This window comes from Asticcacaulis sp. AC466 (genome assembly GCF_000495815.1).
Lineage (GTDB): Bacteria > Pseudomonadota > Alphaproteobacteria > Caulobacterales > Caulobacteraceae > Asticcacaulis.
The window spans coordinates 166,131-192,825 of record NZ_AWGE01000012.1 but is presented as its reverse complement, the minus strand read 5'-3'; the positions used below and the strand labels follow the sequence as shown (position 1 = coordinate 192,825).

General features: G+C 60.7%; 23 protein-coding genes. 9 read left to right on the top strand and 14 right to left on the bottom strand.

The window, feature by feature from the left end; genetic code table 11:
* The first annotated feature begins 9 nt into the window (after positions 1-9).
* Positions 10-1,578: an L-aspartate oxidase gene (locus AEAC466_RS35385; protein WP_023458606.1), complete on the top strand. Its 1,569-nt coding sequence runs from the start codon at positions 10-12 to the stop codon at positions 1,576-1,578.
* Positions 1,548-2,411, top strand: a complete 864-nt coding sequence (nadC, locus tag AEAC466_RS35380) for a carboxylating nicotinate-nucleotide diphosphorylase (RefSeq protein WP_023458605.1) — start codon at positions 1,548-1,550, stop codon at positions 2,409-2,411. The genes AEAC466_RS35385 and nadC overlap by 31 nt, the downstream gene beginning before the upstream one ends.
* 6 nt (positions 2,412-2,417) lie before the next feature.
* Here nadC and AEAC466_RS35375 read toward each other — a convergent pair whose 3' ends face one another.
* From AEAC466_RS35375 to uvrC, 6 genes are all read right to left on the bottom strand, one after another.
* Positions 2,418-3,542: an acyltransferase family protein gene (locus AEAC466_RS35375; protein ID WP_023458604.1), complete on the bottom strand. Its 1,125-nt coding sequence runs from the start codon at positions 3,540-3,542 to the stop codon at positions 2,418-2,420.
* Positions 3,543-3,605: 63 nt separating this feature from the next.
* On the bottom strand, positions 3,606-4,592 hold the full coding sequence (locus AEAC466_RS35370; RefSeq protein ID WP_023458603.1) for an HlyD family secretion protein: 987 nt from the start codon (positions 4,590-4,592) through the stop codon (positions 3,606-3,608).
* A 22-nt stretch (positions 4,593-4,614) separates the two neighbouring features.
* Entirely contained in the window at positions 4,615-5,331 is a 717-nt protein-coding gene (locus AEAC466_RS35365; RefSeq protein WP_023458602.1) for an ABC transporter ATP-binding protein, read from the bottom strand.
* On the bottom strand, positions 5,328-6,464 hold the full coding sequence (locus tag AEAC466_RS35360; protein ID WP_023458601.1) for an ABC transporter permease: 1,137 nt from the start codon (positions 6,462-6,464) through the stop codon (positions 5,328-5,330). The genes AEAC466_RS35365 and AEAC466_RS35360 overlap by 4 nt, the downstream gene beginning before the upstream one ends.
* Positions 6,465-6,647: 183 nt before the next feature.
* Positions 6,648-7,268, bottom strand: coding sequence for a CDP-diacylglycerol--glycerol-3-phosphate 3-phosphatidyltransferase (gene pgsA / locus AEAC466_RS35355; protein ID WP_023458600.1), 621 nt, complete (start codon positions 7,266-7,268; stop codon positions 6,648-6,650).
* Positions 7,269-7,383: 115 nt separating this feature from the next.
* A complete protein-coding gene (gene uvrC, locus AEAC466_RS35350; RefSeq protein ID WP_023458599.1) occupies positions 7,384-9,306 on the bottom strand; it encodes an excinuclease ABC subunit UvrC in 1,923 nt (640 codons plus the stop codon).
* Between the two features lie 249 nt (positions 9,307-9,555).
* Here uvrC and AEAC466_RS35345 point away from each other — a divergent pair, with 249 nt between their 5' ends.
* Positions 9,556-10,743 carry an acyltransferase family protein gene (locus AEAC466_RS35345; RefSeq protein WP_023458598.1) on the top strand — a complete coding sequence of 396 codons (1,188 nt, stop codon included), beginning with the start codon at positions 9,556-9,558 and terminating at the stop codon, positions 10,741-10,743.
* 22 nt (positions 10,744-10,765) lie between these two features.
* Here AEAC466_RS35345 and AEAC466_RS35340 read toward each other — a convergent pair whose 3' ends face one another.
* Complete coding sequence (locus tag AEAC466_RS35340) at positions 10,766-11,239, bottom strand: NUDIX domain-containing protein (RefSeq protein ID WP_023458597.1); 474 nt, start codon at positions 11,237-11,239, stop codon at positions 10,766-10,768.
* 210 nt (positions 11,240-11,449) lie between these two features.
* Between AEAC466_RS35340 and AEAC466_RS35335 the strand changes: the two genes are divergently transcribed.
* Complete coding sequence (locus AEAC466_RS35335; RefSeq protein WP_023458595.1) at positions 11,450-12,202, top strand: SDR family oxidoreductase; 753 nt, start codon at positions 11,450-11,452, stop codon at positions 12,200-12,202.
* Positions 12,203-12,209: 7 nt separating this feature from the next.
* Here AEAC466_RS35335 and AEAC466_RS35330 read toward each other — a convergent pair whose 3' ends face one another.
* The 3 genes from AEAC466_RS35330 to AEAC466_RS35320 are packed head-to-tail and all read right to left on the bottom strand — an operon-like array spanning position 12,210 to position 16,011.
* On the bottom strand, positions 12,210-13,733 hold the full coding sequence (locus AEAC466_RS35330; protein WP_023458594.1) for a helicase HerA-like domain-containing protein: 1,524 nt from the start codon (positions 13,731-13,733) through the stop codon (positions 12,210-12,212).
* Between the two features lie 34 nt (positions 13,734-13,767).
* Positions 13,768-14,958 carry an acyltransferase family protein gene (locus AEAC466_RS35325; RefSeq protein ID WP_052025132.1) on the bottom strand — a complete coding sequence of 397 codons (1,191 nt, stop codon included), beginning with the start codon at positions 14,956-14,958 and terminating at the stop codon, positions 13,768-13,770.
* Between the two features lie 15 nt (positions 14,959-14,973).
* On the bottom strand, positions 14,974-16,011 hold the full coding sequence (locus tag AEAC466_RS35320; RefSeq protein ID WP_023458592.1) for a polyprenyl synthetase family protein: 1,038 nt from the start codon (positions 16,009-16,011) through the stop codon (positions 14,974-14,976).
* 209 nt (positions 16,012-16,220) lie between these two features.
* On the opposite strand from AEAC466_RS35320, the gene AEAC466_RS35315 reads away from it, so the two are divergent.
* Positions 16,221-16,982 (top strand): tRNA1(Val) (adenine(37)-N6)-methyltransferase, encoded by a 762-nt coding sequence (locus AEAC466_RS35315; RefSeq protein ID WP_052025139.1) that lies wholly within the window; start codon positions 16,221-16,223, stop codon positions 16,980-16,982.
* Here AEAC466_RS35315 and AEAC466_RS35310 read toward each other — a convergent pair.
* Together AEAC466_RS35310 and ilvC are read right to left on the bottom strand one after the other, a co-directional pair.
* Complete coding sequence (locus AEAC466_RS35310; RefSeq protein WP_023458590.1) at positions 16,948-18,810, bottom strand: acyltransferase family protein; 1,863 nt, start codon at positions 18,808-18,810, stop codon at positions 16,948-16,950. The two genes, AEAC466_RS35315 and AEAC466_RS35310, sit on opposite strands and share 35 nt — an antisense overlap.
* A 101-nt stretch (positions 18,811-18,911) precedes the next feature.
* A complete protein-coding gene (ilvC, locus tag AEAC466_RS35305) occupies positions 18,912-19,913 on the bottom strand; it encodes a ketol-acid reductoisomerase (RefSeq protein ID WP_023458589.1) in 1,002 nt (333 codons plus the stop codon).
* Between the two features lie 52 nt (positions 19,914-19,965).
* Between ilvC and AEAC466_RS35300 the strand changes: the two genes are divergently transcribed.
* Both AEAC466_RS35300 and AEAC466_RS35295 read left to right on the top strand, forming a co-directional pair.
* Positions 19,966-20,787 carry a thymidylate synthase gene (locus tag AEAC466_RS35300; protein ID WP_023458588.1) on the top strand — a complete coding sequence of 274 codons (822 nt, stop codon included), beginning with the start codon at positions 19,966-19,968 and terminating at the stop codon, positions 20,785-20,787.
* Positions 20,787-21,305 (top strand): dihydrofolate reductase, encoded by a 519-nt coding sequence (locus AEAC466_RS35295; RefSeq protein ID WP_031238933.1) that lies wholly within the window; start codon positions 20,787-20,789, stop codon positions 21,303-21,305. The genes AEAC466_RS35300 and AEAC466_RS35295 overlap by 1 nt, the downstream gene beginning before the upstream one ends.
* 90 nt (positions 21,306-21,395) lie before the next feature.
* Here AEAC466_RS35295 and AEAC466_RS35290 read toward each other — a convergent pair whose 3' ends face one another.
* Both AEAC466_RS35290 and AEAC466_RS35285 read right to left on the bottom strand, forming a co-directional pair.
* Positions 21,396-22,490, bottom strand: a complete 1,095-nt coding sequence (locus AEAC466_RS35290) for an NADH:flavin oxidoreductase (RefSeq protein ID WP_023458586.1) — start codon at positions 22,488-22,490, stop codon at positions 21,396-21,398.
* A 91-nt stretch (positions 22,491-22,581) separates the two neighbouring features.
* Positions 22,582-23,685, bottom strand: a complete 1,104-nt coding sequence (locus AEAC466_RS35285; protein WP_023458585.1) for an Mrp/NBP35 family ATP-binding protein — start codon at positions 23,683-23,685, stop codon at positions 22,582-22,584.
* A gap of 64 nt (positions 23,686-23,749) precedes the next feature.
* On the opposite strand from AEAC466_RS35285, the gene miaA reads away from it, so the two are divergent.
* A complete protein-coding gene (gene miaA / locus AEAC466_RS35280) occupies positions 23,750-24,607 on the top strand; it encodes a tRNA (adenosine(37)-N6)-dimethylallyltransferase MiaA (protein ID WP_023458584.1) in 858 nt (285 codons plus the stop codon).
* 96 nt (positions 24,608-24,703) lie between these two features.
* A complete protein-coding gene (locus AEAC466_RS35275) occupies positions 24,704-26,674 on the top strand; it encodes an alpha/beta hydrolase family protein (RefSeq protein WP_023458583.1) in 1,971 nt (656 codons plus the stop codon).
* The last annotated feature ends 21 nt before the right edge of the window (positions 26,675-26,695 follow it).

The window sequence follows — 26,695 nt, the reverse complement described above, 5'->3', positions numbered from 1 at the left end:
GAGGCCGACATGGCCACTGAAATCCATATTCATCATGGCCCCCTGGTCATCGGCGCCGGTCTGGCCGGGCTGAGCGTGGCGTTGAACACCGCACCGCATGCCACCCTCGTGCTGGCGCCCGTCGCATTGGGCGTCGCCTGTTCGTCGGCATGGGCGCAAGGCGGCATCGCCGCGGCCCTGTCGCCGGAAGATACGCCCAAGGACCATGAAACCGACACCATCAATGCCGGGGCCGGTATTGTCGACGAACTGGCCGCCAAGACTCTGACCGAAATGGGCCCTGGCACGGTGCACAAACTGAACGCCATGGGCGCGCCCTTCGATCACAAGGCGGACGGCTCTTTTGTACTCAACCGCGAAGCCGCTCACGGTCTGGCCCGCGTCGCCCGGGTCGGCGGCGACCTGGCCGGCAAGGCCATTTTGGAAGCCGTAGTCAATACCGCCCTTGCCGCGCCGCATATCGAAATCTGGGAGCCGGCCTTTGCCCTGGGCCTGATCAGGTCCGACGACGAGACGGTCATCGGCGCGGTCGTTGACTATGGCGGCCGCCGTGTCGAAGTCTACGCGCCGGTCGTTATCATGGCCAGCGGTGGCTCCGGCGGCCTGTTCGCCGTGACCACAAATCCGGCCAATCTGCGCGGCGAAGGCATGGCGATGGCCGCCCTGGCCGGTGCGGTGATCGCCGATCCTGAATTCGTCCAATTCCACCCGACCGCGCTGAAATTCGGGCTCGACCCCGCGCCGCTGGCCACCGAGGCCCTGCGCGGCGAGGGGGCCACCCTGATCGACAAGACCGGCCACCGCTTTGTCTTCGACGACCACCCCGATGGCGAATTGGCGCCGCGCGATATCGTGGCGCGGGCCGTTCACAAGGCCGACCTGAATGGCGGCGCCTTCCTGGATGCGCGCGAAGCCATCGGCGAGCATTTTCCGGCTGAATTTCCGACCGTCTTCGCCTCCTGCATGGCGCAAGGTCTTGATCCCCGCGTCCAGCCCATGCCGGTCGCCCCTGCGGCCCACTACCACATGGGCGGCATCCGCACCGACATAGACGGCCGCACCTCCTTGAAGAACCTGTTCGCGGTCGGGGAATGCGCCTCCACGGGCGTGCATGGCGCCAATCGCCTGGCGTCGAACAGCCTGCTCGAAGCCGCCGCCTTCGGAGAACGCATCGGCATAGCCGCCACGACCGACCTGCACCCCGCCGCCTTCGCGCCGGATACCGAAACGGCGATCCGCCCGCTTCTGCCTCCTGTACTGGCGCCCGCCGACTTGCAGGCCCTGCGCAACGAGATGAGCCATCAGGCTGGCGTGGTCCGTGACGAAGCGGGGCTGACCGCCCTGCTCGGCCTCGTCGATAGGCTCGATCTGCGCTATCCCGGTGCGCTGGCCCTGGTCAATGCGCGCCTGATCGCCACTTGTGCCTTGCATCGCCGCGAGAGTCGCGGTTCTCATTATCGCAGCGACTACCCTCAGACCGATGTCGAGGGCAGGCGCACCTATATAACATGGGCGGAAGTCCAAAACAGAGCTGGGGAACCAACCGAATGTTCATCACAGGCCTGCCTGACCTCCTGATCGAACCGATCATCCGCGACGCCCTGCGTGAAGACCTGGGGCTGGCGGGCGATGTGACCGCCCAGGCAGTCATCCCGCCGAATGCGCGCTTCAAGGCCGAATTCAAGGCGCGCAAGGCCGGTATATCGGCCGGCATCGACTGCGCGCGCCTGGCCATGAGCCTGATGGACCCGCAAATCCGTTTTGAAATCCTGTTGCCGGACAGCAGCGCCGTCAATCCCGGCGACGTCATCGCCCGAGTCGAAGGCAAGGCGCGCGCCATATTGGCGGGAGAGCGTGTCGCGCTCAACCTGTTGTGTCATCTGTCCGGCGTCGCGACCCTGACGTCGCAATATGTCCAGACGGTCGAGGGGTTGAAGACCCGCATCGCCTGCACGCGCAAGACCTTGCCCATGCTGCGCGGCCTCCAGAAGCACGCCGTCAAGTGCGGCGGCGGCTACAATCACCGCTATGGGCTGGACGACGCCATCCTGATCAAGGACAACCACATAGCCATCTGTGGCGGCGTTGGCCCGGCCATGGAACGCGCCAAGGCCGATGTCGGCCACACCATGAAGATTGAAATCGAAGTGGACAGCATTGCCCAGCTCAAGCAGGCCCTGCCCTACGGGCCGGACGTGCTGCTGCTCGATAACTTCAGCTTGGATATGTATGCCGAAGCCGTTGCGCTGGCGCATGATCCGTCCTTGGGCGGCAAGACGATTCTGGAGGCCTCAGGCGGCGTCAATCTGGACACGGTTCGCGCCATCGCCGAAACGGGAGTCGATGTCATTTCGGTCGGCGCCCTCACCCATTCCGCACCTAACTTCGACATCGGTCTGGATGCGGTTTAGAAGGCTCTAAATACCGCCCTTGATGAAGGACAGCTTTGAGACGCGCTGGCTCAATGGCCTGTCGACCCAGGCGTCGAACAGGAAGGCTGTGATTATTGCCACGACCACGCCTGCGCCCCATAGCAGCCATTGCTCCGGCTGGGACAGACCGAAATGTTCAATCAGCCGGGGACTGAGGCCGAACCACACCGCGCCGACCAGCGAATGGGTCAGAAACAGCGCAAACGACGCGCGCCCCATTCGGTGGGTGGCGGTCGTCTCGTGAAACGCCACACCGCCCGACACCGTAAGGACTAAGGCCAAAAGCACCAGCACCAGGCTGTCGCAGATGGCGCCGCGCGGCAGCGCACACAGGACCGCAATACCGGCTACCGCCGAAAAGATGCCCAGCCAGTACCCCACTTTGGAAATCTTCATGCCGGCCGTCAGGCGTTCAATCAGATTGCCCAATAAGAACAAGGGGATGGCGCGCAGAAGCCCCCAGGCAAAGGGTAAATCGACAAAGGCGTGATGCGCCAGGCCGGACGCCAGACCCTGGGCCGCCAACAAGACCGCGCAGGCCACTATCGCCAGGACCAGCCGGGACCGTCCGTAGAGCAGCGGTGCGTACAGGCTGAATAGCGCGTAGCAGACCAGCAGGGCCGAAATGGTCCAGGTCGGCACGTTCCACGCCGCGTTATGCGTGATGCCCCAGCCATGCACCAGAAAGGCCTGGGCGATAAAATCCCAAAGGCCGTATTTATCCGGGTGATTGGGCGCCAATCCCACCGCCGACGACGCCCATATGAACAGGCCGAAGACCAGTAGGACCAGGATATGCGACGGCCACAGGCGCGCGAAGCGGCGCAGGAAGAAATGCGTGCGCCGCATGTGCGACGTCACCAGACGCTGCCCATAGGCGCGGCACAGGATATAGCCGGACAGCAGAAGGAAGAAATCGGTGGCCAGCCAGCCCTCGCTGAATACCGGCATCAGGGTGCCCAGATTGATCGGCGCGTTCGATCCATAGTGAAACAACAGAATGAAGCCGGCGGCCAGGAAGCGCAGGACATCGAGGCTGGCGCCGCCGGCGCGCGGCGCGGAAGCGACAGTATCGGCAGGCTGAAAAACGGCAAAAGAGACAGGTTTCACCCTGCCTCTCTACCATTCAAGCGTAAATTTTTTTACCGTCCGCGTCCCGATGCCGCTTTTAGCCTACGTCTTCGCTGGCGTGGCAGGCTTGGGCGCCTCGCGCTTGGCGCCGGCATGTTCACCGGGCTTCATGAACTTGACCAGCACGCGCTGACCGATCAGGAACGGCGTGTTGTCGGCCGATACGACGACCTCGACCACGCGCTCGTCGGAGGCTTCGTTGCCGCCGTCGGATTTCAGCTTGCGCGCGCCGAACGTGGCGGCGATGCGCATGACCTTGCCGACATACAACTTGCTCGGATCAGCTTCCGGAACGATTTCCGCTTCCTGGCCGACCGACACAGCCGGGATGGCACTTTCGACGATTTCAGACCGGATAATGTGGGGAATGGCGGGTTCCAGGTCGAACATGGTCGAAACGTTCAGGGTAGACGCCCCAGCGCCCGGATTTGCGTAACGGCGGATAATCTTTCCGTCCATCGGCGCGCGGATGATGGTAAGGTCCTGCTGATATTCCGCCTGAGCCAACTGCGCGCGGGCCGTGGCTACGGCGGCCTGCTGGGCTTCCAGGGTCGCCTTGGCGGTATCGATGGCGTCACGGGCCTGATCCAGCTTCTGCTGCGCGACGAAATTGGTCGGGGCCAGTTTGGCCAGGCGTTCATACTCGCGCTCGGCCGTACGGATCTGCACCTGGATCAGGGCAAGTTGGCTCTGAGCCTGGTTTACGGCGGCGCGCGAGTTGTTGACAGCCAGAAGCGTGTCCTCGTCTTCCTGACGCGCCAGAACCTGGCCCTTGGTGACCACGTCGCCTTCCTGGACGTAGACCTGTTCGACGATACCGGCGCGGCGGGCGGCAACCTCGACGACCCCGCCATCGACATCGACTTTACCGGCGGCAATGGCGGCATAGGGCGACGGCGGCGCCTTCACGGCCGCGTCGCCGGGCTTGCCGCCAGGCGCACCCGGCTGCTGGCAAGCGGTCATGGAAACGGCGCTCAGGGCCAGCAGGCCGAAAACGAGGGCGGTGGAGGTGGCGAATTTACGAGACATATGGTTTCTCTGGCTCTTTAAATTAGGCGTGGACAGTCGGTTCGGCGATCAGGGTATCGCTCAGAATTTTTCCGTCTTCCATGTGAATGACGCGGTCGGCATAGGCTTCCAGGCGCGGGTCGTGGGTCACGACAACAACCGCCGCCCCCCGTTCTCTGGCCGCCTGATGAAGGAGTTTGATGACCACCTGGCCGCTGACCGAATCGAGGGCCGATGTCGGTTCATCGGCGAAGATTAGTTGCGGTTCCTTGGCCAGGGCCCGGGCGATGGCGACGCGCTGTTTTTCGCCCCCGGACAGTTCCGACGGATATTGCTTGAGCCGGTGACCGAGGCCGACGGACTCCAGCACCGCCTTGGCGCGGCGGCGCGATTCCGCGTGCGGCACCTTGCAGTACTTAAGCACCTGTTCGACCTGCTCGGTCGCGCTTAGGGCCGGGAACAGGTTGAACCCCTGGAAAATGAAGCCGCAGTGATCGAGGCGGAACTTGTCGATCTTGCCCCGCTTCTTCTTCCACAGGCTTTCGCCCAAGGCCATGACCTCGCCCTCGTCGGGCTTCATCAAGCCTGACAGGGCCGCGATCAGGGTAGATTTACCCGAACCCGACGGTCCCATTACCATAGTGACCTGACCGTGATAGGCGTTGAAATCGACGTTTTTCAGCACGGCCTGCTTCAGCTTGCCGATCTTGTAGCTTTTTGACAGCCCTTTTGCGTCCAGCGCAAGTGTACCAATAGTCATCGTAACAAATCCGCCGGCTGGCTTTTCTTGAGGACGCCGAGCGAGAAGAGACCCGACAGGATGGCGATGATCATCAACATGATCCCAACAGGAATGTCGATGAACAACGGGAAGTCCATGGGCACGCCGCCCATCTTGGCAAGGGCAGCCACGCCGGCCACCAGAGCCACGGTAAGGAAAAGCCCCGCCACCCCGACCCAGAAGCTGAGTTCCATGATGATCAGGCGCAGGCTCCCCATGGAGACGCCGAGTGCCCGCAGGGAGGCGAATTCCTTGATATTGGCCATGATGGCGCCTTGCAGAGTTTGCCAGGTGATGACAATGCCGATGAAGACGCCGACAACGGCCATGAAGCCGAGGATGACCGCAATGCCGCCTTCCTTGAGCATGCCGACCTGGGACGTCTTGGCCAGTTCCTCACGCGTCCAGGCCTTGTACTGGCCGGCACCCATGGCGTTCAGTTCGGCAGCGACAGCTATGGACCGGCTTGGGTCGCGCAACTTGACCAGCAGCGGGCCGACGCGGGGCCCATCACTGGCGACATAGAGCAGCTTCGCCGTCTGGTACGAGGTGAAAACCTGGGTGTTGAACATGTTGGGATAGCCATCGACCACGCCGGCCACCGTTACGGTGCGTCCATTCATCTTGGCCTTGTCACCGACCTTAACGCCCAACTTACCCAAGCTCGACCGGTCGAGGATAACCGCAAAAGGCTCCTTCAAGGCATCGATCGTGGCGTCGGAAAAATCGCTCGGCATGGTTACCGCGCCCCGAACCGGGTCTACAACGACCACCCTGACGCCGTCGCTTTTCGACGGCTGACCATTCTTCGGGAAATTGGACCACATCGCCCAGTTCATAACCATCGGCTGAACTTCAACAACGTCCGGGTGCTGATACACCATGGGGATCAGACGACGGGCCTGACCCGTATCGCCGAATATACCATCAGCTTGCGGCGGCAGGATCAGGATCTGAGCCGGTGAGCGTTCAATCGTGGCGGTAAACGATTTAGCCATGCCCATAAACATGCCGGTCATCGCCAGGACAAGGAGTCCCGCGACGGCAAGGGCGATGACGGCGCCGAAATATCGGCGCCACTCATACAGTATGGTGGAGAGAGCGAGGGACATATTACCACTTTTGAGACAAATCTTCCAAGCGGCAACATCTATAAGTTTTCGATAAAGGTCTAATTAAATCGGCGTAACATAGGTTGCACCGTCGAAATATGCTCCCAAATCATCGACGAATTTGTCCGATTCCGAACACAAACCTATCGGCTGCGTCCGTGTACCTTCCTTATGGCGGCCCCTTTACAGGTCCTTCTGGGCCGCGATGAAGTAGGCTATGCCTGTCCACAGTGAAATAATCGCCGCAATCCAAACAAGCGCATAGGCGGTCATCAGAACGGCGGTTGACCCATCCGGTTGCAGCCCGAAGGCCGACCATGCGTCGGCGAACAGCAACAAACCAAGCGCCACCAGCTGCACGGTCGTCTTGATCTTGCCCAGGAAGCTGACCGGCACCCTGACCCCCTTTGCCGCGGCGGCTTCGCGCAGCGCGCTGACGGCGAATTCCCGGAACAGGATGAAGGCGGCCGGCAGGGCAAAGAACGGATCGCCCGAATGGATGGCGAAGACGCCCAGAATGGTGCCGCAGACAAGGATCTTATCGGCAATCGGATCGAGGATAGCGCCCAATCGGCTTTCGGCCTTGAGCTTGCGCGCCAGAACGCCGTCGAACAGGTCGGTCAGGGCGGCTATGACAAAGACATAGACGCCCCAACGCTGCATACTGAACAAAACGTCCGACTGCGCCTGAATGAAGGGGATGCCACCGGCCATGCCGGCCAGCAAAACAAAGATGACGACGCCGAAAACGAGCCGGACTCCGGTCAGCAAGTTGGGTATCGGATTGACTTTTTCGCCGGTCATGAATGCGTCATTTCTCAGGGTTGCAAAGGTTTCGCGGCATTCTAACCAAGAAAAATCAGGCACCAAGCGATTTATCGGGTTTGCCACGGTTTGGCGTCGCTTTTGGTCACGCAGCTTAAGTGCCGGCGTGAAAGAAGTCGTAGATTTTCTGGGCTAGGGCTGCACTCACGCCTTCGATCTTCATCAATTCATCGACCGTGGCCCGACCGACCTCACGCCCGGACCCGAAGGCCGCCAGCAGCGCGCGCTTGCGCTTAGCGCCGATACCGTCGATTTCGTCGAGCGGGTTCTTGGTAATGGCGGCGTCGCGCTTCTGGCGATTGGCGCCGATGGCATAGCGGTGCGCTTCGTCGCGCAGGCGTTGCAGGTAATACAAAACCGGCGACTTCGGCTCCATCATGAAGGGCAGACGCCCCGGCATGAAGAAGCGTTCCATCCCGGCGTCGCGATCCGGCCCCTTGGCGACGCCGACAATCCGGATATCGGTCATACCGAGTTCCTGCATCACGGTCATGACCGCATCCAATTGCCCCTGACCACCGTCGACCAGCACCAGATCGGGCCGTCCAAACCCTTCGGCGGCGGCGGTATCATCCTTGGCCCTGACCAGGCGCATGAAGCGGCGGCGAAACACTTCGGCCATCATGGCGTAATCGTCGCCCGGCACGGTATCGAGATCGCGGATGGTAAACTTGCGGTACTGACTTTTCAGGAACCCTTCTGGTCCGGCGACAATCATGCCGCCCACCGCATGGGTGCCGCCCAGGTGGGAGTTATCGTACACCTCAATCCGTGTCGGCGGTGCGTCCAGACCGAACGCCTGGCAAACACCCTGAAGCAGTTTCGATTGCGCGCTGGTTTCGGCCAGTTTGCGTCCAAGCGCGGCGCGGGCATTATTCAGGGCGCTCTGGACGACTTCGCACTTGCCGCCGCGTCTTGGCCGCAGTACCTGCACCTTGCGGTCCGCCTTGAGCGACAAGGCCTCCATCATCAGATCGGGCTCATGCAGGTCGTGCGATACCAGAACCAGGCGCGGCACCTGGCGATCCTGGTAAAACTGCCCCAGAAAGGCGTCGAGAATACCCCCGGCATCGTCTTCTTGGTCGATGCGCGGGAAATAGGCGCGGTCGCCCCAATTCTGGCCGGCACGATAAAAGACGGCCTGCACGCAGGCCGCCCCCCCTTCGTTGAAGACGGCAAAGACGTCCGCTTCTTCATCGCCCAGATCGACCGAGGACGACAGCGAGACGTGATTCAAGGCCCGCACCCGATCGCGCAGGTGGGCGGCCCGTTCGAAATCCATGTCGTCGGACGCCTGCATCATCTCTTTCGACAGGCGTTCGATGACGGCCCGGCTTTTGCCACGCAGGAAATCATGCGCCTGACGCGCCAGATCGTTATAGTCGGGCAGGCTGATCACGCCCGTGCACGGCGCCGAGCAGCGCTTGATCTGGTGCAACATGCAGGGACGCGTGCGCGCCGCGTAGACACTGTCGGTGCAGGTGCGCAGCAGAAACGCCTTCTGCAAGGTGTCCAGCGTCTGGTTGACGGCATTTGTAGAGGCGAACGGGCCGAAATAATCGCCCGGAATCGAATGGGCGCCGCGATGCTTGGTAATTTGCGGCGCTTCGTGATCCTTACGCACGAGGATTTCGGCGAACATCTTGTCGTCGCGCAGCAGAACATTGTACCGCGGCTTGAGCGCCTTGATCAGACGGGCTTCGAGCAGAAGCGCTTCGCCTTCGGTGTCGGTGCGCAGCAGGACCATTTCGCGCGTCAGGGCGACCATACGGGCGATGCGCTGGGTATGGAAACGGCCTTGCGCGTATTGAAGAACGCGTTTTTTCAGCGACTTCGCCTTACCGACGTAGAGCACTTCGCCATCGGCGCCCAGCATCCGGTATACACCCGGCTTGTCAGGTGCCAGGGCCGCTTCGCGCCGGATCAGCTCCGCGCCGATAAGCGGCGCGTCTTCCGGGCTGTCCGGAAAGCCGGTAGGTGTCGCGATAATGATTTCGGTATCGTCGGGTTCGGGCATTACACAACAGGCTTAACATGAATCGCGCCCGTGACCGGGGTCGTGAGATATAAAAACGCGCGCGACAAAACAAGGAAACAGGCCATAGCGGGTGGGGCCAGGACCTATATGGGAGAGTCTAGCGCCGATTCCCACGCCGTTTTGTCAGCGGCGTGTAACAAAAGTTCAATCACGCGGCCGTGATTGTGAATTGGTATTCTACCCACAATAGCCTATATAGGGCACCTTCCGGAACAGTATCGAGCTTTCATGACGCCCGCCGCCATCCCGACGACCGCGCGAAAATCCCGCGAGATAAAAGCCCTGACCGGCCTGCGTGGCGTGGCTGCGCTCTATGTCGTCTTTTTCCACGCCAACGGTTTGGTGGCCTTTCCGTCGCTGATCAAGCCGTTCATCCGTCACGGCTATATGGCGGTGGACCTGTTCTTCATCCTGTCCGGCTTCGTCATGGCGATCACCTATGCCGACTGGTTCCGCGATGGTTTTTCCCTGAAAAATTTCAAGCAGTTTCTGCTGGTCCGACTGGCGCGGATATATCCGCTGTACATTCTCATGACGCTGATTACCGCCGTGGCCATCACCACGGTGCTCAGCGACACCTACCGGTTTGACGACGATGTCCTGCGCGCCCTGCCCTTCAACATCACCATGACCCACGTCTGGGGCCTGGCCTATTCTATCGTGCCGCCATCGTGGTCGATCAGCACCGAATGGGCGGCCTACCTGCTGTTTCCGTTCAGCATCATGCTGGCCATGTGGATGCCGCGCCGTTATGCCTTGATGGGCACAGCGGTTGCCTTCGCCGTCCTGACCTCAGTCGCCTTTGGGCCGTTCTGGATGACCCATACCCATCATCATGCCGGGCAACTGGATGTCGTGCATTCCTATGCACCCGGCACGCTTCTGCGCTGCCTGGCCTCATTTTACATCGGTCTGGTCGCTTTCCGCTTCAAAGACCTGATCCCGGCGCGAGCATCGGGTCTGTTCCTGCTGATCGCCCTCGTCCTGCTCTGCTACAAGGCGACCGACCTATGGCTGATCGCGGCATTTGCCGGACTCATCATGAGCCTGAGCCATGACGAAGGCCTGGTCGCGCGCCTGCTGCAAAGCCGGATCACCTACTGGCTGGGCGTCATATCGTTCGCCCTCTACCTGGTGCACGACCTGATCCAGAAGATTATTCTCAAGTCCCTGCCCGCCTGGGGACTGGCCGGCAATATTTCGCGACTGAACTGGGCTTTGATTTCGATCGCCCTGTCTATCGGGATTGCCGCAGTGACCCACTACTATTATGAAAAGCCGTCACGCATCTGGGCGCGCAACCTGATCAAGAGGCTGGAAAACCGCAAACCAGTCTTCACACGGGAAAACTACGGCAAGCTCGTCGGGTTCGTTCGCGACCTGACCGTTCGCCCCAGCCCGCCACCGGCAGAGTAGCCAGTCTACCAGAGAGGCCAGTCTACCAGAGCGGATCCGGGGGAAAGCCCTGCAAGGCCTCCTGTATGCGCCGCAAGCTGCCGCCATTGATATTTTCCGGCAAGGCGTCCGGCGAAAAAAAGCCGACATTCTTGATCTCGGCGTGCGCCGTCATCGGCACGTTTTCGAAGACATCGACACGGAACAGAAGAACGTGGTCGCCGGGGAAGAACTGCTCATTGCTATGCACCGACAGCAGGCGGGGGAGTTCGAGCGGATTGACGCCGGCTTCTTCGCGCAATTCGCGCGCCACCGCCGCATGAGCGGTTTCACCAGCATCGACCCCGCCGCCGGGCAGCCACCAGCCAGGCAGATAAGTATGCTCGATCAGCAGCACCTCGCCCTTGGGGTTGACCACCAATCCACGCACGCCCAGCGTCTTGCCACGTGTCGCCCGGGAATAGGCGAAAAACAGCGGACGCGAATAGGGCTCAACGACACGTTTCCAATCTTCCATAGGCTAAGCATGGCTCCAATACGTAACAGGCGCAATACGCCAAACTCAGGCGTCTGGATTAAATATCCGTGATGAGGCTCTTGTCTAGGCGCGTGCGAGCGTGTAACCGAAATGCCATATAGTCGCGGAGTCCTTCCATGCTTGCCATCGCTATTCTCGCTTCTTTCCTGATCTTCATGTGCGTGATGAACGTCATCGACTTCGGTCGCATTGACTAACAAGACCGCACTTGTCACTGGCGCCGCCAAGCGGATTGGCCGCGCCATCGCCATAGCCCTGGCCAAGGCCGGTTACGATATAGGCGTTCATTACGGCCGTTCGCAGGACGACGCCGTGGCGCTTGTCGCCGAACTGGAAGGCCTTGGCGTGCGCGCCCACCCTATCCAGGGCGATCTGTCCGATGTCGCCACGGTCTCAGGCCTGATCGGCAAGGCCCGCGATGCGCTTGGCCCCGTAGACGTACTTGTCAATAATGCCTCGGTCTTCGCCGACGACCGCGCCCGCACGCTGACCATCGACAGTTGGCAAACCCACATGGACACCAATCTGCTGGCGCCGGTTCTGTTGGCGCAGGCCTTTGCCGAGCAGCCCGACATCCGGCCGGGCGCGTCGATCATCAATATGATTGACCAGCGGGTCCTGAAACCGTCTCCGCCCTTTTTCAGCTACAGCATGTCGAAGGCCGGCCTTTGGCACGCCACACGTACCCTGGCCCAGGCCTTGGCGCCGCATATTCGCGTCAATGCCGTCGGCCCCGGTCCAACCCTGAAATCGATTCACCAGAGCGAGAAGGATTTCGACCGCGAGGCGCGATCGACCCTGCTGCAAAAACCGACCTCGCCCGAGGAAGTCGCCGCCGCCGTTCTGTATCTGCTCAACGCGCCCAGCGTGACGGGCCAGATGATCTGCGTCGACTCCGGCCAGCACCTGGTCTGGAAAACCGTGGACATGCTGGACCTCTGATTTTACATCAGCGCCGTTTGCTGTTGCCCATAAGACCGCGCAACAGTTCACGGCCCAGGGCGATACCCATCGACCGGATGATCGGCACGGCGACCGACGTGACCGACTTCATGGTCTGCGCCGCCGCCTTCTGGCGTGCCTTTTCTTCGGCGGCCTTCTGGCGTTCTTCTTCTTTCGCCGCCTGGAGCGCGGCCTTGGCTGCCGCCTTCTCCTCCGCGGACGGCGGGGGTGGTGGCGCCTCGGCCTGGGCCTTGGCGATGCGCGCCGTCAGGATTTCGTAGGCTGACTCGCGGTCCTTAGTCGTATCATAGACACCACTCACCGGCGATTTGGCCATGAGGTCGGCGCGTTCCTGATCGGTCGCCGGTCCCATGCGCGACGCCGGCGGGCGAATGAGCGTCCTGTCGCAAATGGCTGGAATACCCTTTACGTCGAGCAGTGAGACGAGCGCCTCCCCCGTCCCAAGCGCCTGAAGGACCTCAAGCGTATCGAAGGCGGGATTGGCGCGGAACGAATCGGCCGCCGCCTTCAGGCCCTTCTGCTCCGACGGGGTATAGGCGCGCAGGGCATGTTGAACCCGGTTACCCAACTGCCCCAGCACGGTATCGGGAATATCGGCCGGATTCTGGGTGATGAAATAGATGCCCACGCCTTTCGAACGGATCAGGCGCACGACCTGCTCGATTTTTTGCAGCAATGCCTTGGAGGCCTCATTGAACAAAAGGTGGGCTTCGTCGAAGAAGAAGACAAGGCGCGGTTTTTCCGGATCGCCCACTTCTGGCAGTTCCTCGAAGAGCTCCGACATCAACCACAGCAGGAAGGTCGAATAGAGCTTCGGATTCTGCATCAGACGGTCGGACGTCAGGATGTTGACATAGCCTTTTCCGGAAATATGGGTGCGCATCAGGTCTTCGAGGCGCAGAGCGGGTTCACCGAAGAACTGCGCCGCCCCTTGATTTTCCAGGGTCAGCAATTGCCGCAGGATGGTGGCGACCGTCGTGGGTGACACCTGGCCGTAGACCTGGCTCAAGGCCTTGGCGTTGTCGGAGATGTGGCTCAGTATGGCGCGCAGGTCGTTGAGATCGAGCAGCAGCAGGCCTTCCTTGTCCGCGACCGCAAAGGCAATGTTGAGCACGCCTTCCTGCACATCGTTCAGTTCCAGGAGCCGGGCCAGCAGCAAGGGCCCCATCTCGGAAATGGTGGCGCGGATCGGGTGGCCCTTCTGGCCATAGAGGTCCCAAAAGATGACCGGGGCGGCGGCGGGCGTCAGTTCGAGATTCATCTGCTGGGCGCGCGCCAACAGTTTGTCATTGGGCTGGCCGAGTTGCGATATGCCCGACAGGTCACCCTTGATGTCGGCGGCAAACACTGGCACGCCAGCGTCAGAAAAAGCCTGGGCGAGGATCTGCAAGGTTACGGTCTTGCCGGTGCCGGTCGCGCCGGCAATAAGCCCATGCCGGTTGGCGCGGCTATAGAGCAGGACTTCCGGTTGAGTGGCCTGGCCAACAAAGGCGCCTGTGGTGTCCGCCATGATCTGCTCCCGATATTAAGTTCGAAGATTCGTTTTAGCCCAGCGCTTTTGGCTTATCCAGACGTTCCCCCATCCAGCCGCGTAAAAAGCGCTGCATCGGCATTTCAAAATAGCGATGGCTCAGCCATGCCAGTCCGCAAGCCGTTCCCATAAAGCCGATGAGGGTGATGGGCGAACTGAAAATGGCCAATCGTGTGGCGGCCGGCCAGGCGGACAAGATGAGCATCATCGCCAGTTGAAGAGGGAAATGGATCAAATAAACCGCATAGCTGATATCGCCGATCCATGACCACCGATGCAGGGTCTCACGACTCATCAGCGAGACCTTCCAATGCCCCTGCATCAAGCCGATCTGCAAAAGGAAAAGCGGCAGAAAAATGTAGATGAAACTGTCAACGCTAAAAACGGTGGAAACAAGGTCATTCCCATGCAGTTGCCCAGGCACCCGTCCCCGCACGAAACTGATTACAGCCAACACCGGCAGGACTATCCCGAGGCCGATGGTGACCGCTTTGCGTATTTTTTCCCGTCCATCGGCGCGTAGCCATTGCACGAGATAGAAGACCAATCCCCCAATGAAAAAATGCGGCATGCCGCGGGCGAAATCGCTCAGGGCGTCCATGTCCTTAATCGTCAGGCCAATAACAATCAGAAGCAATAGAACAAAATACGATGTCCGCCTCAGATAGCAAATCAGGAAAAACAAGGCGTAGAGGAAAACTTCGACCGAAATCGACCAGGCAGGACCGTTGAAGGTCTGTACCGCTCCAGGCCACCACTGCTGCACCATGAAGAGGCTGAGCACGAAATTGAAGGATGTGTTGTCGGAATAGATAAAACTCGCGCCAGAGACGTGCGTATACGCAATCTGAAGCACGGCCGCAGCCACAAGCGTCACGAAATAGAGCGGATAAAGCCTGGCGAAGCGGGCAATAAAAAAGCGCACCGGGCCGGTGCGTCGGGTTTTGATGGCATCCGCGTAAAGCCAGAAAAAGACGTACCCCGAAATGGCAAAGAACAGTTCCACGAAAAACTGGCCGTAAAGATACAGCGGCATGAGGAGGTCTTGGAACGGCAGGTCAGCGTAATCGAAACCGGCAGCTTCACTAATAAGCAGAAAATGCTTGTAATGATAAAACACGACCAGAACCGCTGCCACACCGCGCAGAATATCAAGCTCGTAAAAACGGGCCTTGCTCGGGTGAAGAGGCGGCAAGTCTGACAAAACGACGCCAATACCTTAGGTTTGCCGATCGACACTATAGACGGCGAGATTTTCCAGCGCGTTGCGCCACGGACCGGCGTCGAAAATCGACAGGGCAGCGCGTGCCTTCTCGGCATAGGCGCGGGCCACGGCCCGCGCTTCGTCGAGCGCCCCCGACGATGTCATCAAGGCCTGTGCGCGTTCGAAATCGCCCGGCACCTGCTCACGCTTGCCGATGGTGCGGTCCCAGAAGGCGGCATCGGTGTCACGGCTGGCGCGCATTGCCAGGATCAGCGGCAGGGTGGATTTGCCCTCGGCGAAATCGTCACCGGCATTCTTGCCCAGATCGGCGGCCGAGCCTTGGTAATCAAGCACGTCGTCCTGAATCTGGAAAGCCAGGCCGAGATTGAGGCCATAGCTGTACAGGGCCTGGACCCTGTCCTCCGATGCCCCTGCCGCTACGGCGCCGCTTTCCGACGCGGCAGAGAACAGGGCGGCGGTCTTGGACGATATGATTTCGATGTAGTCGGCTTGTGTCAGGTTCAGATCGAACGCCTTCATCAGTTGCAGGACTTCACCCTGGGTGATGATGGCCGACGCCTTTGACAGGATGTCGAGCGCACGCAGGCTGCCCGTCTCAACCATCAGTTCGAAGGCGCGGGCAAACAGGAAATCACCGACGAGAACCGAAGACGGCGCGCCCCAGATGAGATGGGCGGCGACCTTGCCGCGACGCAGTTGCGAGGAATCGACCACGTCGTCGTGCAGCAGGGTCGCGGTGTGAATAAATTCGACGGCGGCGGACAGATTGTAGTGGTGCGTATTGTCCGTGCCGCACAGCCGGGCGGCGGCAACGCACAACAAAGGCCGCAAACGCTTACCGCCAGCGGCGATCAGATGAGCGGCCAAGGCGGGAATGACGGCGACTTCGGATTGCATGCGTTCGGTGATCAGGGCGTTGACCGCGACCATGTCCGGATCGCAAAGAGTGACCAGCGCCTTGACGTCGGCCTTGGGAGCGGTTTTTGCCGCCTCCGGTGCGGGGCGCACAGTATCAATATTGGCCGAATCCAAGTTACTAACTCCTGACTTTAACCTTTAGGCCATAAACCGCCTTGACGCCTCAGGCAATGCCCCCCGATATTATTTAGGAACGAAAAGAGCTACAGTTTCCGCTGGGTCACGGTTTGACCGTCCGAAGCCTGCCGCCCTCAGGCGGTATCAGGTCCGCACTCAGGGTTTTTACTTCTTACGGAAATATGGCGTTAGAAAACAATTTGGATATGACTAGCGAAACACCCGCCCATTCTGACACGAATGGCGTCCTGACGCATCTGCTGAACGGGCGCGTCAAAGTGATGCAGCCTGCCAAGGGCTATCGCATCGGTATGGACGGCGCGCTTTTGGCCGCAGGCTGCGCGACCATCCCGAAAATCAGGACGGCGCTGGAACTGGGCTGCGGCGTTGGCGGTGCGCTGTTCTCGCTGAAGGCGCGGTGTCCGGCGCTGACCCTGACGGGTATTGAGCGTGAGGCGGCCTATGTCATGCTGGCCCAGCAAAACAGGCTGTTGAATGCCGGCGATGTCGCCATCGTATCTGGTGATATCGGCAAGGGCTTCAAATGCTTCGATCTGCCTCGCGTCGATCTGGTGTTCAGTAATCCTCCCTTTTTCGACGATCCTGACCTGCTGCGCCCGCCGCATGAGACCAAACGCGCCGCCTGGATCGCCGACGACGGGCTCGACGCCTGGCTCGACTTTGCGCAGGCCGCCGTAAACGATGGTGGCCACATCGTCTTCATTCACCGCGCCGACCGGCTGGCCGACATTCTGAGCGGACTGAGTAAAAAATGCGGCGCCTTCGTCGTCCGCCCGGTTCTGCCCTTTGCCGACAAGGACGCCAAGCGCGTGCTGGTCAAGGCGCAACGCCTGGGTAAGGCGCCCTTGCGTCTCCTGCCGCCATTGATCCTGCACGACAATGGGGAACGCAAACACACCCCGGCGGTCGAGGCTATTTTGCGTGGAGAGACGGGGCTTGGCTGGTAAATAGCGTCGCCACCCGTTTCGCGCCCGTCAGGCTCAGATGCTGGCCATTGAAATAAAGGACACCGTCACCGGCCGTATAGACCCGGCATCGCGCCTCATCGCACAGCACATCCGACGGCCTGATGGCGGCGAGAGGGTGCGCCGAAACGAACCGGTCCAGTTGCGCCGTGACCTGAGCGGTATCGCGATCGAACTGCGCACGGCTCATCCCCACGGCGCGGGGATCGCGCCCCAGGTGCATGGCCAATCCCACCTGAGACGGCGGATCGAAATCATAGACGGGCACGGGATAAACGATCACCACATGTTTGCCGGCGCGGCTCAAATCCAGCGCGCTCAGTTCCAGCCCACCCAGCATGGCCGGTAGGTTTTCATCGGCATAGCGGTGATAGTTGGCCGTCAGCACGACCGTTTCGATGCGCGGGTCATGCGTCAGGTGCAAAAGCATGTCGGCATTGTGGGCGCGGCAGGCGGAATTATAGGCGATGGTATAGCCGATGCTTGGCGGGCAGGCCGACGCGGTGATCTGACGCACACCCGCACCAGGCATCCGCTCCCCCAGCGCCAGCGAAAGTTCCGCGCCCTGGCTATCGCCCCAGACCGCGACGGACGGCGCGACGACGGGCGTTCCGTAGACGCAGGTATCGGCGTAGGCCACACGCGCCTCACGCGCCAGGTGACATCGCTTGCGATCGGGGTTGTAGTCGTCCGCCGCCGCGAAGGCCGCGCGCTCTGAGGTGTTGAAACGTTGTGGCAGCCCCTTGGCATTAAAGACCAGCAGGGCCGCCAGGATCGATACCGCCATGGCACCCCCGGCCAGTGCAAATGGGCGACGCGGGCGACCGGCCAGAAACGGCTGTTCGATGTAGCGCCAGGACAGAACCGCCAGCCCGAAGGCTAGGGCCACGGCGGCAAGGCTTGGCCAGAGCGACTCGCCGAACAGCAGGCGAGCAAAGACCAGCATGGGCCAGTGCCATAGATACAAGGAATAGGAAATGTCGCCGCTCCAGACGAGAGGCGGCGCACTGATCAACCGATTACCCCAACCGTCGCACGTGACGAGTAAAAGGGCCGCGCCCAGACACGGCGGCAAGGCCCACAGCCCCGGAAACGGCAGGCGATCGTTCAGGCAGATCAGGCTCAAGACAATCAGGCCGACACCCGCCAGCGACAGCACCCGTTTTAGTGCGTTGCTCAGGTCGAGGCGAATGGCCACACACAGCGCCCCGATCAGCAGTTCGAAGGCCCGCGTCGTGGGGAGATAAAACGCCGCTTCCGGTCTGGACGACCACTGGGCGGCCGCCAGGGACAACAGCGCCAATAGTCCGATAACCGGCCACAAGAACCGCCCGGCGAAACGGCGGACAGCCAGCAGGACAACCGGATAGACGAGGTAGAACTGTTCCTCGACCGCCAGAGACCAGGTGTGCAGCAGAGGTTTGAGCCCCGCGCCGCTGTCGAAATAATCGGTCAGGCGGGCAAAGGCGAAATTGGACAGGAACAAGGTCGTAAAGAACTGGGTGTAGACGAGTTCGCTGAGCAGGGCCGGCGGCAAGATCAAAAGCCCCGCAACCAGGGTAAACGCCAGAACGGCATAGAGCGCCGGGAACAGTCGCCTCACGCGCCGGACGTAGAAGTCACGCAGGCGCAGGTTGTCTTTCAGCAGGATTTGGGTAATCAGATAGCCGGAAATGACGAAGAAGATATCGACACCGGCAAATCCACCCGGCAGGGCCGAATGGCTGAGATGGAACAGCACCACTGCCAACACGGCGATCCCGCGCAGCCCTTGAATATCGGCGCGTTTTTGATGTGTATCCGCGGTCATAAGCCCCTCACCAGCACATATGCACAGTCTGGCATCTTCCTCTTCATACCGCCCCACCTGTGGGGCGGTATAGGTAACAAAGCAGGTTAGCTGAAGGCAGGTTACCTAGCCGCATTCGCCACGCCATCGAGATACCGTTTGGTCTCATCGAGCCGGTTGTCTTTCAGGGCCGCGCGCCGGCCAAGCAAATCAGGACTGCCCGCGTCGTAATCGCGCATCAATTGCCGCACGAAGTCGCCCGACTGGACGTCTTTCAAAACGCCTTGCATCGCTTCACGGCTGGCGGCGTTGATCACGCGGGGACCGGTCAGATAGGCGCCGTATTCCGCCGTATTGCTGATCTTTTCGAAACCGCCCGACATGCCCAGTTCCCAAAGCAGATCGACGACCAGCTTGAGCTCGTAGCAGGTTTCGAACCAGGCCACCTCCGGCGGATAGCCAGCATCGACCAGGGTCTGAAAACCCGTTGTGACCAGTTCGCGCGTGCCCCCGCACAGCACCACCTGCTCACCGAACAGGTCGCTTTCGCATTCGGCCTTCATCGTGGTCTCGAATATGCCTTTGCGCCCACAGCCCAGCGCCGCAGCAAAGCTGAGGCCCAGAGCCCTGGCCTTACCCGTGGCATCCTGCTGGACGGCGAACAGGCAAAATACCCCTTCGCCCGCCACATAGATGTCGCGGATGCGCGGACCGATGCCCTTGGGCGAGACCAGCAGGACATCGACATCGGCGGGCGGCACGACGAGCCCAAAATTGCATGACAAACCGTGGGCGAAGACCAGGGCCTGACCGGCGCGCAGATGCGGCGCCATCTCTTCGGCAAACAGTTTCTGGTGCGCCTCGTCCGAGGTCAGGACCACCATCACGTCGGCCCACGCCACCCCATCGGCTACCGTTACAACCTCGAAACCATCGGCTTCGGCCTTTACCCGCGTTTTCGACTCGGGCTTCAACGCCACCTTGATCTGGCTTACGCCCGAATCGCGGGCATTGAGCGCCTGGGTGCGGCCTTGACTGCCATAACCGATGACCAGAACCCTGGCGGTGCGGATAATAGACAGATCGCAATCGCGGTCGTGATAAACGGGTAATGGCAATGGCATTGGCGACTGACCTTAGCTATACTCGAACAGAATCGTAAGGTCGGTATAATCCATGTTTGATCACCCCGAATACCAGTATCTCAATCTTGTCCGCGATATCATGGATCATGGCGTGACGCGGACGGACCGCACGGGAACGGGGACGACCGGGCTGTTCGGGCGTCAGATCCGCTTCGATCTGTCCAAGGGCTTTCCGCTTCTCACGACAAAAAAGGTGCATTTCAAATCGATCGCGGTCGAGCTTCTGTGGTTCCTGCGTGGCGACACCAATGTCAAATACCTGCACGATCACGGCGTAACCATCTGGGACGAATGGGCCGATGAAAACGGCGACCTGGGCCCGGTCTATGGCAAGCAATGGCGGTCATGGGCCGCGCCGGACGGCCGCAGTATCGACCAGATGACAGCCCTGCTGGAAAATCTGAAAACCAATCCCTATTCGCGCCGCCACGTCATTTCCGCCTGGAACCCGGCCGAGGTGGACGACATGGCACTGCCGCCGTGCCACTGCCTGTTCCAGTTTTTCGTTGCGCCCGGCGACAACGGAAAGGGCCGGTTGTCGTGCCAGCTTTACCAGCGCTCGGCCGATATCTTCCTGGGCGTGCCGTTTAACATAGCCTCCTATGCGCTGCTGACCCATATGGTGGCCCAGGCGGCGGGACTGGAAGTCGGCGATTTCGTCCACAGCTTCGGCGACGTCCATCTGTATGCCAACCATGTTGAACAGGCCAGGACGCAGCTGGAACGCACGCCTTTCGCTTTTCCGAAACTGGTTATGGCGCCAAAGACCGACCTGTTCGGCTTTGACTATGCCGATTTCGCCATCGAAAACTATCAGTCGCACGGTGCGTTGAAAGCGCCGGTCGCGGTATGATGGCGAAGGTCAGGCTGGCTATCGTCGTGGCCATGAGCAACAACGGCGTGATTGGCAAGGCGGGCGGCCTGCCGTGGCATCTGCGCTCGGATCTGAAGCGCTTCAAGGAAATCACCCAGTTCAAGCCGATCATCATGGGATCGACCACCTGGGACTCCCTGCCGAAAAAGCCCCTGCCCGGCCGGTTGAACATTGTGCTTAGCCGCGACCCAAAGATGGAAGCGGTCGGCGGGATTATCTGCGAAACCTTATTTGAGGCGCTCGACATCGCGCGCGAACACGCGGCGGACGATGGGGCAGACGAAGTGTGCGTCATCGGCGGGGCCAATGTCTATGAACAGACCCTGGCCAAGGCCGACCGGCTCTATGTCAGCCATGTCCACGCCGACGTGGAGGGCGACGCCCACTTCCCCGCCATTGACCCGGCCGTCTGGCGCGTCACCTCGCAAGAGGCTTTCCAAAAAACGGAAAACGACGATTTCGACTTCACGCTGACAATTTACGACCGCGTGAAATAAACCAAGGCAGGCTTCAGAGCAGGATTACGAACCGGGGATTATAAAATTGCTTCCCCCGCACGGCGTGACGGGGGAAGCCGCTAACCCAAATTAAAACAGTTCGCCCAGCAACGCACGGTTAAAGCCCCGCGCCTCTTCGCCACGACCACTGCGGATCTTTTCCACCCATTCCGGATCGGACAGGATGGCGCGGCCAACGGCCACCAGATCGAAATCCCCGCGATCGAGGCGTCTCAGCACCTCGTCGATGGCAACGGAATGGGAGGCTTCGCCGCCGAAACCGGCAATGAATTCGCCCGACAGGCCGACACTGCCGACCGTGATGGTGGGCACACCCGTCAACTTCTTGGCCCAACCGGCGAAGTTCAGGTCCGACCCGTCGAATTCCGGCTCCCAGAAACGACGCTGCGAGCAGTGCAGGATGTCCGCGCCGGCATCGACCAACGGTTTCAGCCAGGCTTCCATTTCAGCGGGCGTGTAGGCGATCTTGGCGTCGAAAACGCCGCCCTTCCATTGCGACAGGCGGATAATGATGGGGAAATCCGGACCGACGGCAGCACGGCACGCCTTCAGGATGGCAGCAGCGAAGCGCGTGCGCTCACCGACCGTTTCGCCGCCCCAGGCATCGTCGCGTTTGTTGGTCAGGGACCAGAAGAATTCGTCGATCAGATAGCCGTGCGCGCCATGCAATTCGATGGCGTCGAAACCAAGCCGCTTGGCGTTGCCGGCGGCGGCCGCGAAGGCCGCGATTGTATCGGCAATATCGGCATCCGACATCGGCTTAGCGACCGTTTTGCCGTCGAGGGCGATCCCCGATGGCATATCCATCGGCGTCGGACGATAGCCCGCGTCGCCCCCCAGAACGGCCCCGGTATGCCAGATTTGCGGCGCGATCTTGCCACCCTTGGCGTGAACAGCCGCTACGACCTTGGCCCAGCCGTCCAGCGCGTCGCCGTAGAAATTGGGAATATTGGCTTCGTTCTTGGAGGCCGGCCGCTCAATAACCGTGCCTTCGGTCAGGATCAGCCCGACATTGTGTTCGGCGCGGCGCTCGTAATAGTCGGCAACCGCCTGGTTCGGCACCCCGCCCGGTGAAAAATTGCGCGTCATGGGTGCCATGACGATGCGGTTCGGCAGGCTCAGCGATTTTAAGGCAAACGGGGAAAACAGGGTATCCAACGACATGGGGCGCTCCGGAGTGTATCTGTCGCAGATATGGTTACGGTAACCGAAGTGACAAGGCGTCGCCCTGTGGATATGGCCCGCCGCGTCCTGTTTATTTTAATTCGGCCAGAACCCGCTCGGCGATAATCTTGAAACGCGTCGCCATCTCGCTGTCCGGCTCGGCGGCCGTGAAGGGCCGCCCGTCGTCGCAACCCTTGCGCAGCGCCGGATCGAGCGGCACATCGCCGAGGAACGGCACCTTCAGCGCGCCGGCCATTTTTTGCGCGCCGCCGCGGCCGAATATTTCCAGTTCCGCACCGTCCGGGCCGACAAAATAGGCCATATTCTCAATGACGCCCAAAACCGGAATAGCTGTCTTGCCGAACAGAGTCACGGCACGGCGCGCATCGGCTAGCGCCATCTCTTGCGGCGTAGACACCACCACTGCGCCATCGATCAGCGTTTTCTGGGTCAGGGTCAATTGCACGTCGCCCGTGCCCGGCGGCAAGTCAACCACCAGCACATCGAGCGGGGCTTCGGCCGTGCCCCAGCGCGTCTGGGTCAGCAACTGCGTCAGGGCCTGAGAGGCCATGGGGCCGCGCCATATCATGGCCTGATCCGGATCGACGAGAAAACCGACCGAGTTGACCTTAAGGCCGAAGACCTCCGGCGGCACCATCAGCTTGTCATCGCCGAACTCCGGCGGTTTGCGAACCCCCAGCATGACCGGCGCCGAGGGGCCATAGATGTCGGCATCCAGGAAACCGACGCGCAGACCCAGCGCGCGCAGGCCGAGCGCGAGCCCCAGCGACACGGTCGATTTGCCGACGCCGCCCTTTCCGGAGCCCACAACGATGACTTTTTTCACATGATTGGGACGCACACCGGCAACGGGCGCCTTGGGGCGGCTATCTTCGACCGCCCGTTCCGACAGCTTGGCCGAAGCCTGCTTTTGCGGTTGGGGATTGGGCGCCATTTCGGCGGTCAGCACGACCTGGGCCTTGGTGACGCCCTCAAGCCGGGCCAAAAGCTTCTCGGACGCCAGACGAACCGGGCCATACTGCGTGACCCTGTCCTGCGGCACTTCCAGCATGAAGCCGACCCGTTCGGGCGACACGATCAGGGCGCGCACCATGCCGGCGTCAGACAGCCCCTGCCCGCTCATCGGATCGATGATGGTATTCAACGCGGCGAGCACGGTTTCCTTGTCAAGCACGGACGAACCTCCTAGAAAAGCTGGGCTCCACATAGGCGCTAAGCGCCGCCAGTTAAAGTCCTAAATGCCCGAATTCGACCGCCCCCTATATCTCCTCGCCGGCCCGACCGCATCGGGCAAGTCGGCCAAGGCTTTGGACTGGGCCGAACGGACAGGCGGGGCAATCCTCAATGCCGATTCCATGCAACTATACGTCGACGTGCCGATCCTGACGGCGCGGCCGGACGCTAACGACATGGCGCGCGCACCACATTATCTCTATGGCCACCTGGCGCCCCAGGCCCAGTGGTCGACCGGGGACTGGCTGAGGGCGGCGCGCCCCCACATCACCGATGCGCTGAATGGCGGCCCGCCGCTGTGCATTGTCGGCGGGACGGGGCTTTATTTCAATTCATTGGTCTTCGGTCTGGCTGAGATTCCAGATATTACCGACGATATCCGCGCGACGGCGCGCGCGGCCTATTCCGAGATGGGCGAAGCCGAGCTCCGGGCCATCCTGAAAACCCACGATCCACAATCAGAGGCGCGCATTATGCCGAACGACCAGCAAAGACTGGCGCGCGCCTATGAGGTCTGGCTGCAAACCGGCCGGTCCCTGTCCGACTGGCAGGCTCGGACGACGCCGGAGCTCCCCCAAGACTCCTATGTGCTGGACATATTACAGCCCGATCGCGACTGGCTTTATGAAAGGTGCGACCGTCGCCTGCGGCTTATGCTCGATCACGGCGCGCTCGACGAGGTTCGCGCCCTGTTGACCAAGGGACTCGAACCCGGATGGCCCATCATGCGTGTCCTGGGGCTGGCCGAATGCGTCGCTTACCTCAATGGCGACATGTCAAGGGACGACGCCCTCACCCTGGCGCAGCAAAAAACGCGTAACTACGCCAAGCGGCAGTCGACCTGGTTTCGCAACCAGTTTTGACGCTTATTCCCGTTTCGCCCACATCTTGCAGGTTTATCCCCTTGCGCGCCTGACGCGAACATTATAGCCATGGGAGAAATGCCTGTGGGGGGTTACATGACACCACTATTCGATCGCCGCGCCCTGTTGCGCCTGTCCGGTTCCGTCGCTGCGCTCAGCCTTCTGCCGCCCTTGGCCCGGGCAGAGGACACAGTCAACGCCGGCCCGCCGCCGATAGAGATGTATGCCGGGTCACCGATGGTCGACCATATCGCCCTGTCGCCCGCCGGCAAGCGCGTCGCTGTCATCAGCCAGACCGGTGACGACAAGTTGCTGATCTATTTTGATGTGCCCGGCGGCAAACCGAAAGCGCTCCATTTGGGGGCTGCCAAAATCCGCAATCTCTTCTGGGCGGACGAAGACCAAGTTGTGGTTTGCGATTCACGAACGGCGTCCCTTCCGCAATTCACCGGCGACAAACAGGAAGTCAGCCTGGCGCGGTTAATCAATCTGAAGACGAACAAGATCACCACCCTGTTCGACAAACTGGACAACTTCTACGGCATAGTCATAGGGCCCGTTTATCGCGTGAAGATTGATGGCGTCGTCAATCTCATGGCGTCAAACTACCGGATGGATGGCGCCTTTAATCGTTGCCTCTACCGTTTCGCTCTAGATCGCACAATCGGCTTGCCTGTCTACGAAGGATCGAACGATACCGAAGGATTCGTCATTGCGCCGGACGGCTACGTTGTCGCCTATTCCGATTTCAACGATAGCAAAAAAGAATGGATCCTCTTCTACAATACCGCGCCCCGCGGAAAATCGGAGCGTTTCAGGTCGATATACAGGGTCAAGGAAGCTCTGAACTATCCGTCCCTCGAAGGGCTGGGTCGCGACGGCACGTCCGTCGTGGTTTATTTTGCGAACGGAGAATCGAAGGGCGAATATCATGAGATTTCCGCCGACGGCACGATCGGGCCGTCGCTCGATACCAGCGACTATATCAGCACGACACCGCTTTTCCATCCCACTACAAAACGGCTGGCCGGTTTCTCGCATCAAGACGACTGGATTGGTTACGATTATACCGATCCCCTGTTGAAAAAACTGGTGGCGGCTCTGCCCGAACTGATGGGCGAAGATTGCCGCGTAGCGATCTCCGATTTTGCTGAAGATCCGCGCAAGATGATCCTCTACGTGGAAAGCCCCGAAGACGCCGGAAGCTTTTATTTTGCCGATCTGAGCACCGGCGATCTGGAGGTCATCGGTCAGAACTACGAGAAGCTGCCGGTTGAATGGATCACGCAAAAGAAGCCGATAACCTATAAGGCCGCAGATGGCCTGCAGATACACGCCTATCTGACCCTGCCGCCAAAGCGTGAGGCCAAGAACTTGCCGCTGATCGTGCTGCCGCACGGCGGCCCGCAAGCGCGCGACTATATCGATTTCGACTGGCAGACCCAAACCCTCGCCTCGCGCGGCTATGCGGTTTTGCAACCCAATTTCCGCGGTTCTTCCGGCTACGGCAGCAATTTCGTCGAAGCCGGTCACGGTGAATTCGGTCGCAAGATGCAGACGGACCTCAGCGATGGTGTCCGCGACCTGATCAAGCAAGGCGTGGTCGATCCAAAACGTGTGGCAATCCTTGGCGCGTCCTATGGCGGATATGCCGCCCTGGCGGGCGCGACGCTCGACCCAGGCATCTACCGCTGCGCTGTCGCCATCGCCGGCGTCAGCGATCCAAAAACCTTCGTTGAGTTCATTGCCGAACTTAGCAACAGCCGCAGCAGTTCCAATGTCCTGTACTGGAAGCGCTTCATGGGCGACCCCAAGGGCTGGGAGGCGATTTCCCCGGTCAAACAGGCCGCTCAGGCCAGTTGCCCGATTTTGCTGATACATGGCACGGACGACACCGTAGTTCCCATCGACCAAAGCCGTCGCATGGAAAGCGCCCTCAAACGCGCTGGGAAGCCCGTCGAATTCGTTACCTACAAAGGCCAGGATCACTGGGAGACCGTTGGGTCGTCGCGGATCGAAATGATGAAGGTGGCTATGGCCTTCCTGGGAAAACACAACCCCGCATAGCGCTTGACGTTTCGAAAGATA

Coding starts and splice junctions, on each gene's coding strand:
- AEAC466_RS35330 (WP_023458594.1), bottom strand. CDS start 13,733: ATGGCGGACACCACAGGCGCCTTTGTTGGCCAGGCCACTCAACCGGAA.
- AEAC466_RS35385 (WP_023458606.1), top strand. CDS start 10: ATGGCCACTGAAATCCATATTCATCATGGCCCCCTGGTCATCGGCGCC.
- AEAC466_RS35275 (WP_023458583.1), top strand. CDS start 24,704: ATGACACCACTATTCGATCGCCGCGCCCTGTTGCGCCTGTCCGGTTCC.
- pgsA (WP_023458600.1), bottom strand. CDS start 7,268: ATGACCGGCGAAAAAGTCAATCCGATACCCAACTTGCTGACCGGAGTC.
- AEAC466_RS35340 (WP_023458597.1), bottom strand. CDS start 11,239: ATGGAAGATTGGAAACGTGTCGTTGAGCCCTATTCGCGTCCGCTGTTT.
- AEAC466_RS35370 (WP_023458603.1), bottom strand. CDS start 4,592: ATGTCTCGTAAATTCGCCACCTCCACCGCCCTCGTTTTCGGCCTGCTG.
- AEAC466_RS35295 (WP_031238933.1), top strand. CDS start 20,787: ATGGCGAAGGTCAGGCTGGCTATCGTCGTGGCCATGAGCAACAACGGC.
- ilvC (WP_023458589.1), bottom strand. CDS start 19,913: ATGCCATTGCCATTACCCGTTTATCACGACCGCGATTGCGATCTGTCT.
- AEAC466_RS35315 (WP_052025139.1), top strand. CDS start 16,221: ATGACTAGCGAAACACCCGCCCATTCTGACACGAATGGCGTCCTGACG.
- AEAC466_RS35345 (WP_023458598.1), top strand. CDS start 9,556: ATGACGCCCGCCGCCATCCCGACGACCGCGCGAAAATCCCGCGAGATA.
- miaA (WP_023458584.1), top strand. CDS start 23,750: ATGCCCGAATTCGACCGCCCCCTATATCTCCTCGCCGGCCCGACCGCA.
- AEAC466_RS35310 (WP_023458590.1), bottom strand. CDS start 18,810: ATGACCGCGGATACACATCAAAAACGCGCCGATATTCAAGGGCTGCGC.
- AEAC466_RS35360 (WP_023458601.1), bottom strand. CDS start 6,464: ATGTCCCTCGCTCTCTCCACCATACTGTATGAGTGGCGCCGATATTTC.
- AEAC466_RS35365 (WP_023458602.1), bottom strand. CDS start 5,331: ATGACTATTGGTACACTTGCGCTGGACGCAAAAGGGCTGTCAAAAAGC.
- uvrC (WP_023458599.1), bottom strand. CDS start 9,306: ATGCCCGAACCCGACGATACCGAAATCATTATCGCGACACCTACCGGC.
- AEAC466_RS35290 (WP_023458586.1), bottom strand. CDS start 22,490: ATGTCGTTGGATACCCTGTTTTCCCCGTTTGCCTTAAAATCGCTGAGC.
- nadC (WP_023458605.1), top strand. CDS start 1,548: ATGTTCATCACAGGCCTGCCTGACCTCCTGATCGAACCGATCATCCGC.
- AEAC466_RS35300 (WP_023458588.1), top strand. CDS start 19,966: ATGTTTGATCACCCCGAATACCAGTATCTCAATCTTGTCCGCGATATC.